This is a genomic window from Stutzerimonas nitrititolerans, assembly GCF_003696285.1.
Lineage (GTDB): Bacteria > Pseudomonadota > Gammaproteobacteria > Pseudomonadales > Pseudomonadaceae > Stutzerimonas > Stutzerimonas nitrititolerans.
Map to the genome: position 1 here is coordinate 1 of NZ_RFFL01000094.1, position 366 is coordinate 366.

The 366-nt window shown below is 59.8% G+C and carries 1 pseudogene; it reads left to right on the top strand.

From position 1 onward, the window contains the following. Positions 1-105: 105 nt before the first annotated feature. Positions 106-366: pseudogene (locus EA795_RS20850) on the top strand (phage major capsid protein); the annotation flags it as partial.

Below are 366 nucleotides of genomic sequence, written 5' to 3' on the forward strand. Positions count from 1 at the left end.
ACAAGCCGCGCGCTGTCCCGACCGATACGCCAAGCGCTGTCGCTCCTGACCTGACCGCGTCGATCGATGCGGTGAAAACCATTCTCTCGCAAATTGGAGGCACACATGCCTAGCGAAAACTTCGAAGCACAGGTCAAAGAGCTCAACGCTTCTCTGACCAAAATCGGCGACCAGATCAAGGCTCAGGCCGAGCAGGTCGAAAAGCAAATCAAGGCGTCTGGAGAGATGCAGGGCGAAACACGCGCCAAGGTCGACGAGATCCTGACCAAACAGGGCGAACTGCAGGCCCGTCTGCAGGAGGCAGAGCAGAAGCTGGTCAACGCCAGCAAGGGCGTCGGAGAGCCCGAGCGTCCGAAGTCGGCAGGC